A 5,611-nucleotide genomic window follows, 5' to 3' on the forward strand; every position below is an offset into this window, starting at 1 on the left:
GCGGGGGGGAATAGCCATACCGGCATTGGGCGGGCTGTAAACTGGTCAGCGCGCCGCGTTGCACCCAGCCCTGACCGCGCCGCCCGTGCACCAGGACCCAGGTGCGCGAACTGTCCGAGATGCGGACCTCATCGCAGGTCAGCAACTGTCCCACCATGCGCCCGTCATGGCCCGGCCGGTCCAGCATCAGTGTTTCGGTCTGTGCCCAGGCACGGTTGGCCGCTGCCGGGGCTGCCGTCAGCATCAGCGCCAGTGCACAAAGCACGGGTGCCGTCAGGTTCCGCAGTATCGCTTTCATCCTGACCCCTTCGGAATGTGATGCGTTCTCAACAAGTGTAACCCGCATGCGCCCGGCATCCAGTCACAATTACCTGTTCAGGCGGTTGTCCGCCACCCGTTGCCATGACCGGCCCGCTTTCCCCCGGCAACCCATTGACACGCCCGGCCATGGCCCCCCTTTCCTTTCCCCGCGCATCGTGAAATAGGGACGTGCCAAACGAGATCATCCGCACAGGAGCGCGATCATGCAGATTCGTGAGGCCCTCACCTTTGACGATGTCCTTCTGGTGCCCGCAGCATCAAGCGTGTTGCCGTCGCAGGCCGATACATCGACATTTGTCACCCGGGCGATCCGGCTGAACATCCCGCTGATGTCTTCGGCCATGGATACCGTAACCGAGGGGCGGATGGCGATTGCCATGGCGCAGGCGGGCGGCATGGGGGTGATCCACCGCAACCTTGACCCCGAAACGCAGGCCCGCGAAGTGCGCCGGGTGAAGCGCTTTGAATCCGGCATCGTCTACAGCCCCATCACCCTGACCCCGGACCAGACCCTTGCCGATGCACGCGAACTGGCAGACCGCTACAATGTCACCGGCTTTCCGGTGGTGGACAAGGCGGGAAGGGTCGTCGGCATCGTCACCAACCGCGACATGCGCTTTGCCTCGGATGACCGCACGCCGGTGCACGCGATGATGACCTCGGAAAATCTGGCAGTGCTGCGCGAACCCGCGGACCGCGATCAGGCGCGCAGCCTGATGCAGGCGCGGCGGATCGAAAAGCTGCTGGTGGTCGATCAGGATGGCAAGCTGACCGGGCTGCTGACCCTGAAGGACGCCGAAAAGGCAGTGCTGCACCCGATGGCCTGCAAGGATGATCTGGGGCGGCTGCGGGTGGCGGCGGCAACGACGGTGGGTGATGCCGGGTTCGAACGCTCTGCCGCGCTGATCGAGGCCGGGGTGGACCTGCTGGTGATCGACACGGCGCATGGCCATTCGGCACTGGTTGCCGAGGCGGTGGAGCGGGTGAAGAAGCTCTCGAACGCCGTGCAGGTGGTGGCGGGAAATGTCGCCACCGCTGAGGCGACGCGCGCGCTGATCGGCGCGGGTGCGGATGCGGTGAAAGTGGGCATTGGCCCCGGTTCGATCTGCACGACGCGGATTGTGGCGGGCGTCGGTGTGCCGCAACTGACCGCGATCATGGATGCAGCGGGGGCTGCGGGTGATATACCGATCATCGCGGATGGCGGCATCAAGTATTCGGGTGATTTCGCCAAGGCGATTGCGGCGGGCGCAAGCTGCGCCATGGTCGGCTCGGCCATCGCCGGGACCGATGAAAGCCCCGGCGAGGTGATCCTCTATCAGGGCCGCAGCTACAAAAGCTATCGTGGCATGGGCAGCTTGGGCGCGATGGCGCGCGGCTCTGCCGACCGGTATTTCCAGAAGGATGCCGCGTCAGACAAACTGGTGCCCGAGGGGATCGAGGGGCAGGTGCCCTATAAGGGGATGGTCGGCGGTGTGGTGCATCAGATGGTCGGCGGCTTGCGCGCGGCGATGGGTTATACCGGCTGCGCGACCGTGGCCGAGATGCGCCGCAACTGCCAGTTCGTGCGCATCACCGGGGCGGGGCTGAAGGAAAGCCATGTCCACGATGTGCAGATCACCCGCGAAAGCCCGAATTACCGGCTGGGCGGCTGAGGCGCGGCCAAGGTCGCTTAAGGCTTGCCCGAATCCCCGGGCTGGCGCAGTCTGCCGCCAGATCAGCACGAGATCAGCACAAGGGGAAACGGCATGCAACCTGACCGGGGCAATGATGCCAGACCGCGCCGGGACGAACCCGTCCCGCGCGAGATCTGGCCGCGGATCCTGTGGATCGTCGTCATCGTGTTCATGATAAGTGTCGCGCAGACCGTGCTGCTGGTGGTTGCAGTGCTGCAGGTGCTCATCATGCTGACCAGCAAGGGCAAGCCAAATGAGGAACTGGCCGATTTCGGCTGCCTTGTCGGTGCCTGGGTGGCCAAGGCCGCGCGCTTTCAGTCGGCCGCCAGCGACGAGAAGCCCTGGCCCTGGACGCCGATGGGCTCCTGAGGGGCAACCAAGCCCGATCGAACGGGCTTGAAAGACGTTTCGAATACCTTTTTCCGGAGCCGCCCGGGCTTGGAGCGCTGTCCTTCTGCCCCGCCGTGACTGGAGTGGCCGCAGGGAGGGGGCGCTGCCCCCTCGCCGCTGACGCGGCTCACCCCCGGCGTATTTTCCGGCAAGATGAAGGCGCGCCGCCCTCGGTCTTTTTCAGTCCTCCATCGCTTCCAGCTCGTCGATGAAGCCTGCGATCATGTTCAGGCCCTTGTCCCAGAAAGCCGGGTCCGAGGCATCGAGGCCGAAGGGCGCCAGCAGTTCCTTGTGGTGTTTGGACCCGCCTGCCGAGAGCATGTCGAAGTATTTCTCCTGAAACCCCTCGGGCGCTTCGCGGTAGACGGCATAGAGCGCGTTCACCAGCCCGTCGCCGAAGGCATAGGCATAGACATAGAAGGGCGAGTGGATGAAATGCGGGATATAGGACCAGAAGGTCTCATACCCGTCCATGAAGGTGAAGACCGGGCCGAGGCTTTCGGCCTGAACCGACATCCAGAGCAGGTTGATGTCATCCGGCGTCAGTTCGCCCTCGCGCCGGGCGGCGTGCAGTTTGCACTCAAAGTCATAGAACGCGATCTGGCGCACGACCGTGTTGATCATGTCCTCGACCTTGCCGGCCAGCAGCGTCTTGCGCTCGGACGGGGTTTTCGCGCCGGCCAGCAGCTTCTGGAAGGTCAGCATCTCGCCGAACACGCTGGCGGTTTCGGCCAACGTCAGCGGGGTGGAGGACAACAGCTCCCCCTGACCTGCCGCGAGCCGCTGGTGCACGCCGTGGCCCAGTTCATGCGCCAGCGTCATCACATCGCGCGGCTTGCCGAGGTAGTTGAGCATCACATAGGGGTGCACCGTGGTCACGGTGGGATGGGCAAAGGCGCCCGGGGCCTTGCCCGGTTTCACGCCCGCATCGATCCAGCCCTTGTCGAAAAACGGCTCAGCCAGTTCGGCCAGACGTGGCGAGAAATCGGCATAGGCATCCAGTACGATCCCGCGCGCGCCCGCCCAACCGATGGTTTTCGGCGGGTCGATCGGCAGGGGGGCGTTGCGGTCCCAGACCTCCAGTTCGTCCAGCCCCATCCAGCGTGCCTTGAGCGCGTAATAGCGGTGCGACAGGCGCGGATAGGCGGCGACAACCGCATCGCGCAGCGCCTGCACCACCTCGGGCTCGACATGGTTGGACAGGTGGCGGCCGTGCTGCGGCGTGGGCATCTTGCGCCAGCGGTCGCTGATCTCTTTCTCTTTCGCCAGCGTGTTATGGACGCGTGAAAAGAGGCGGATGTTCTTGTCAAAGACAGTGGCGAGGGCGCGGGCCGCAGCCTCGCGCCGGCCGCGTTCCGGATCAGTCAGCAGGTTGAGCGTGGCCTCCAGCGGCAGGGGTTCTTCCTCGCCCGCGATCTCGAAGGTCAGGCCCGCCATGGTTTCATCAAAGAGGCGGTTCCAGGCCGCCGAGCCGACCGTGGACTGGTCATGCAAAAAGCGCTCCAGCTCATCGGAAAGCTGGTGCGGGCGCATGGCGCGCATCCGCTCAAAGATGGGCTGGTAGCGGGCAAGACCGGTGTTCCTGGCAAAGAGCGCATCCAGCGTGGCATCCTCGATGCGGTTGATCTCCAGCGTGAAGAACACCAGCGGCGTGGTGGCGCTGGTCACCCTGTCCTGCACATCGGCCATGAATTTGGCGCGCTCGCTGTCGGTGGTGTTCTGGTAATAGCGCAGCCCGGCGAAGGACATCAGCCGCCCGGCGGTGATGTCGATTTCCTCATAGCGGTGCAGGCATTCCAGCATGCCGGCGGCATCGAGCGCGGCCAGTTTGCCCTCATAACCGGCGGCAAAACCGGCGCAGGCGCTGTCGAGCCAGTCCAGATCACGGGCCACTTCGGGCGCGTCGGGGGCGGCGTAAAGGTCTGTCAGATCCCAGCTGGGCAGGTCACCCAGATCCCTGCCGCCAGACGCGCGGGTGTCATGGTTGCGGGGATCGCTCAGGGCTGGCAGACGGAACATCGGGCACCTCAGGTTGTTTCCCCTGTGGTGTAATCCTCCCCCGGCAGGGTGACAAGGCGCAGCCGGTTGAAAACCGCGTCAGCCCCCGTCCCGCTTCAGTATCCCGCGCGTCAGTATCCCCGCTTCAGTTCCGGCGGCGGCCACGGCGCTCGCGCACCGGGGCGCCCGCGTCATCGCCGGTGCCGTCGGAGCTGGAGGAAAGCGCGCCCAGCGTGCCGGTGATCTGTTCCAGCGTAGGGCGCTCGCCCAGCGGGCGGCTGTCGAGGGCGTCACGCATGGCGCGCAGGTGCTCAGACATGGTGCCGCAGCAGCCGCCGATGATCAGCGCGCCCGCGTCGCGCGCCATCACCGCATATTCGGCCATCAGCTCGGGCGTGCCGTCATAATGGATATGCCCGTCATGGTATTTGGGGATGCCCGCGTTGCCCTTGGCGATGATCGGCTTTTCGGGGCCGAGGGCGGCAAAGCCAAGGATCGTGCGCAACAGGTCCGAGGCACCGACGCCGCAATTCGCGCCAAAGGCCACCGGCGGGTAATCCAGCTTGTCTACCAGTTTCACCATATCGGCCGAGGTCAGGCCCATCATGGTGCGCCCGGCGGTGTCAAAGCTCATGGTTCCGGCCCAGGGCATGCCCGCCAGGCGGCAACCTTCGGCTGCGGCGCGGTATTCTTCGGGGGCGGAAATGGTTTCAACCCAGAGGATATCGGCGCCGCCCTCTTTCAGCCCGTCGGCCTGTTCGTGGAACATCTCGACGGCGCGGGCGTGGGTCAGCGTGCCCATCGGTTCCATGATCTCGCCGGTGGGGCCGATCGAGCCTGCCACAAGCACCCGGCGCGTGGCCTTGTCGGCCACCTCGCGGCCCAGTTCGGCGCCGACGCGGTTGAGTTCATGCACCCGGCCCTCGGCCTGATGCAGCTTCAGGCGGCTGGCATTGCCGCCGAAGGTGTTGGTCAGGAACAGGTCCGACCCGGCATTGACCGCCATGGCATAGAGCTTGCGGATATTGGCGGGCTGGTCGGTGTTCCACAATTCGGGCGCCTCGCCCGAGGACAAGCCCATGTTGAACAGATTGGTGCCGGTGGCGCCGTCGGCCAGCAGATAGCCGCGCTCCGTCAGCAGAAGGCTCAGGGGGTCTTTGGCGTCAGTCGCGGTCATGGGGGCCTCTGGATAGCGTGGCGTGCTGGCAAGTGGGGCGGGGTAGGGT

At 65.4% G+C, this 5,611-nt stretch carries 5 protein-coding genes; 2 read left to right on the top strand and 3 right to left on the bottom strand.

Features of this window, described 5'->3' with window-relative positions:
• Window positions 1-298, bottom strand: a 298-nt coding sequence (locus tag V7Q53_RS22850) for a hypothetical protein (RefSeq protein ID WP_333831291.1), incomplete at its 3' end; no start/stop codon positions are given.
• Window positions 299-524: 226 nt separating this feature from the next.
• On the opposite strand from V7Q53_RS22850, the gene guaB reads away from it, so the two are divergent.
• Both guaB and V7Q53_RS22860 read left to right on the top strand, forming a co-directional pair.
• Window positions 525-1,976 carry an IMP dehydrogenase gene (guaB, locus tag V7Q53_RS22855; RefSeq protein WP_333831292.1) on the top strand — a complete coding sequence of 484 codons (1,452 nt, stop codon included), beginning with the start codon at window positions 525-527 and terminating at the stop codon, window positions 1,974-1,976.
• A gap of 93 nt (window positions 1,977-2,069) precedes the next feature.
• A complete protein-coding gene (locus tag V7Q53_RS22860) occupies window positions 2,070-2,366 on the top strand; it encodes a DUF4389 domain-containing protein (protein ID WP_333831293.1) in 297 nt (98 codons plus the stop codon).
• Between the two features lie 201 nt (window positions 2,367-2,567).
• Here V7Q53_RS22860 and V7Q53_RS22865 read toward each other — a convergent pair whose 3' ends face one another.
• Window positions 2,568-4,406: a M3 family oligoendopeptidase gene (locus V7Q53_RS22865; protein ID WP_333831295.1), complete on the bottom strand. Its 1,839-nt coding sequence runs from the start codon at window positions 4,404-4,406 to the stop codon at window positions 2,568-2,570.
• Window positions 4,407-4,530: 124 nt separating this feature from the next.
• Window positions 4,531-5,562, bottom strand: a complete 1,032-nt coding sequence (gene bmt / locus V7Q53_RS22870; protein WP_333831297.1) for a betaine--homocysteine S-methyltransferase — start codon at window positions 5,560-5,562, stop codon at window positions 4,531-4,533.
• Between the last annotated feature and the right edge of the window lie 49 nt (window positions 5,563-5,611).

The sequence above is a fragment of the Pararhodobacter sp. genome (genome assembly GCF_036802785.1).
GTDB lineage: Bacteria > Pseudomonadota > Alphaproteobacteria > Rhodobacterales > Rhodobacteraceae > Pararhodobacter.

Coding starts and splice junctions, on each gene's coding strand:
- bmt (WP_333831297.1), bottom strand. CDS start 5,562: ATGACCGCGACTGACGCCAAAGACCCCCTGAGCCTTCTGCTGACGGAG.
- V7Q53_RS22865 (WP_333831295.1), bottom strand. CDS start 4,406: ATGTTCCGTCTGCCAGCCCTGAGCGATCCCCGCAACCATGACACCCGC.
- V7Q53_RS22860 (WP_333831293.1), top strand. CDS start 2,070: ATGCAACCTGACCGGGGCAATGATGCCAGACCGCGCCGGGACGAACCC.
- guaB (WP_333831292.1), top strand. CDS start 525: ATGCAGATTCGTGAGGCCCTCACCTTTGACGATGTCCTTCTGGTGCCC.